The sequence below is a fragment of the bacterium genome (genome assembly GCA_021158245.1).
Classification (GTDB): Bacteria; Zhuqueibacterota; QNDG01; order QNDG01; family QNDG01; genus QNDG01.
The window spans coordinates 1-2,833 of record JAGGVB010000232.1 but is presented as its reverse complement, the minus strand read 5'-3'; the positions used below and the strand labels follow the sequence as shown (position 1 = coordinate 2,833).

The following is a 2,833-nucleotide window of genomic DNA, read 5'->3' as shown; positions in this document are numbered from 1 at the left end:
TTTTGACGAGGACTTCAGGTCTTTAATGCTGCCTTTGTCCTTAACGCTGAACCATGAACCTGTGAACGGTTACGAATCTTTATTCATAACAACTGCCCGCCTGTCTACCGTGCAGACGGCACAGGCAGGCGCAGACAGGCAACGCACAGGCAGGCTTGATCTTGAACGAAAATCCTCATAAATGAACAGAGTCATATAATGAAGTCGGGCTTATTGAACAATGGATTGAGTTCGACCTCTTCGCGGATCGACTCAATCCTTATAGGTTATGTGTTTTATTTGAATTTTGAAAAATACGCATCAATTTCAGATCTCAATTCAATACCTGCTCTTTCAAAACAATTTAATAATTCTTCATAGGTACCATTGTTGCCAAGAAAGTCCCACAATTCTTCTGCAACTTTTAGCTCATTATCCAAATCTAACATACCTTTTAAAGTCCATCTTTCATAAGGTTTTGGTTCATATGGATTGTACGGAATTGCAATATATGACTCTACACTTGCATTTGGATTTTTTGCCAAATAAATTGCTATCCATTCTAACAATGTCCTTTTGAAATCTTTAAAATTGCTGATATTGGGTTTTGCTGTTTTTAAGTCAAACAGATGGACTGTTCCATCAGTACTCTGAACAAACAAATCCACTTTCACAGTTTTTAATTTGTTCATTGTACCCTTGTTGCAAACTTTTCTTATCCTTTCAATTTCTTCCGTTTTATTCGGATTTTTTCCAATTGTGAGTTCATTCATAATACGTTGAATTTCAGATTGGGCTTGTTCACTAATAGTATCACCGACCACATACTGTTTTTGTGCAAATTCAAAGTTCAAATTTGCTATCGTTTCAGCCACAGGTTCAAAAATAGATGTTCCAAAAGTAGTATTTAATGAGTGAATAAAGGAAAATAATGCCATTCTGTCCCGACCAAGTAATCGATAGTGAAAAGGCATGTTTTTTGTTTCTGGGTTGTATGTTTGAAACTTTTTCCTTAGACTTTCTTTGATAGTATTCTCAATTCTTTGTATTTGTTCTTTTGTAAGTGGCATTTTATCTTTCCTTTAAATGAAATATTATTTCTGCATAGGCATTAGATCTATCTTTTTCCACTCTATTTAACACAGGGCGCTTAAATTGATTAACAATTTTCATGTCAGCTAACTGAGCAATATCAGGATAGAGATTAAATTTGTCATTGGCTACTAAAAAGATGTCATAATCCTTTTGAAGATATTTTTTGCAATTTTTTAGTACTTCTGCTATGCTTATTATGTAGGAATGCCTTGCTTCCTTTCCCTGACCTTTAGAGAGAGGTCCGATTTCTAATTCATCTTTTCGATCAAATCCAAATATTTCATAAGCATAGGCATGTTGATCGTGATAATCAATAAGTCCAACATAAGGGGGACTTGAGAAAATTCCTTTGATTTTTTGTCTTAATAATAATTCTGCAAAATCTGGATTTTTCTTTTTAATTTCTTCATAAATATCTATCGTTCTACCATCTCCTGTCAAACAGATTTGAAATGTTTCAGTTCTTAATCTATCGAATTCTTTAAGGCGATTTAATGTGTCTATAGTGTACCTCTGCCACCAGCTTTTGATGGAAAATATTGGTTTACATACTTTACCGTGTTTCTTGCAGTAATATGTCGTTGTGACAGGCTCTTTTAAGGTTGCTAAATCAGCATGAGTGGTTGCTCGGCAAGAGCGAACAGTTCTGCTCAAGATTATTGCTAATATCTTTTTGATATCCTTATTTACTACTTTTTTCAATTCATTAAATACAAAATCTATTTCTTCTCTCACTGGAAATAAGAACCATTTATCTAAGAAAGAATTATTTTTATCTTGTTTAATTTTGATTTTATATTTTTCCACTAAATCATAATAAATGCTTAAAAACTTTTGTTCTTTATCTTTGGTATATTCATTTTCGTTGATCTCACCTTTCCTTATCTTTCTTTTATATTCTGGTGACGGAAAATACTTGTAGTTAAATTTTGCAAGTTCCGAAAGAAGATGTTCTTCAAAAGCGACATTACTCCTTGTTTTTTGATAATTTTTCAAACTCAATGTTATTTTGTGAATAGCTTCCCTAAGCTGTTGGATATTATGCTTTTCAATTTTAGCATTACTAATCATTGCATTAAACGCAGAAATATCTATACCAATGGCGTGCATTCCCAATTCATTTGACTGGACTAGAGTTGTTCCACTTCCGCAAAATGGATCTAATACAATATCGCCTTTGTGAAAATATGTTTGTTGCTTGAATTCGTCGGTATGAGAATCGAGAAAATATTCTACTAATTGAGGGATAAATTTACCTTTATAAGGATGTAATCTGTGGACGTGTTTTGTCCTTTCTGATTCTTTGTATTCCACAAAAGACAAATGCCAATTCAGGTCTTCACCTAATTTCTTTTTCCACTGTTTTTCTTTATCATAAGAGTCGTAATAATCTTTTAATTCTTCAATTTTTATTAAGGGATTACCATTACTTCCATACTTTTTTATTCTTCCGTATTGGAGCAAGTACGAAATATTTGAAATTGTAACTTTGCGATTTAAATATTGTGAAGCCCAATTGCTCGCTTCTTTTAAATTGATAAATTTTTTCTTATCTTCTCCGAATAATGTTAGTTGATTCATAATTGTATGGCTCCGTATTCAGATTCTTTTTGACTTACAATACTTTACACATAACTTTGCGGCTTTGCCGCATTAGAGGATTACACGGTCCATCAAAACTTATCTAATGGAGGATTATGTAATGGAGCTTCATCGCTCTTTTTATGATTCGTAATGCGAACCTTTCTGCCGACAATTT

At 33.0% G+C, this 2,833-nt stretch carries 3 protein-coding genes; 1 reads left to right on the top strand and 2 read right to left on the bottom strand.

Annotation, left to right across the window (positions count from 1 at the left end; all coding sequences use genetic code 11):
- A partial coding sequence (locus J7K93_14445; protein ID MCD6118197.1) for a hypothetical protein occupies positions 1-181 on the top strand: 181 nt, incomplete at its 5' end.
- 94 nt (positions 182-275) lie between these two features.
- Here J7K93_14445 and J7K93_14440 read toward each other — a convergent pair.
- Positions 276-1,049 (bottom strand): TdeIII family type II restriction endonuclease, encoded by a 774-nt coding sequence (locus J7K93_14440; GenBank protein ID MCD6118196.1) that lies wholly within the window; start codon positions 1,047-1,049, stop codon positions 276-278.
- Between the two features lies 1 nt (position 1,050).
- Positions 1,051-2,655: a site-specific DNA-methyltransferase gene (locus tag J7K93_14435; protein MCD6118195.1), complete on the bottom strand. Its 1,605-nt coding sequence runs from the start codon at positions 2,653-2,655 to the stop codon at positions 1,051-1,053.
- Positions 2,656-2,833: the final 178 nt, after the last annotated feature.

Excerpts from the sequence above, each read along its gene's own strand:
- J7K93_14435 (MCD6118195.1), bottom strand. The coding sequence starts at position 2,655 with ATGAATCAACTAACATTATTCGGAGAAGATAAGAAAAAATTTATCAAT.
- J7K93_14440 (MCD6118196.1), bottom strand. The coding sequence starts at position 1,049 with ATGCCACTTACAAAAGAACAAATACAAAGAATTGAGAATACTATCAAA.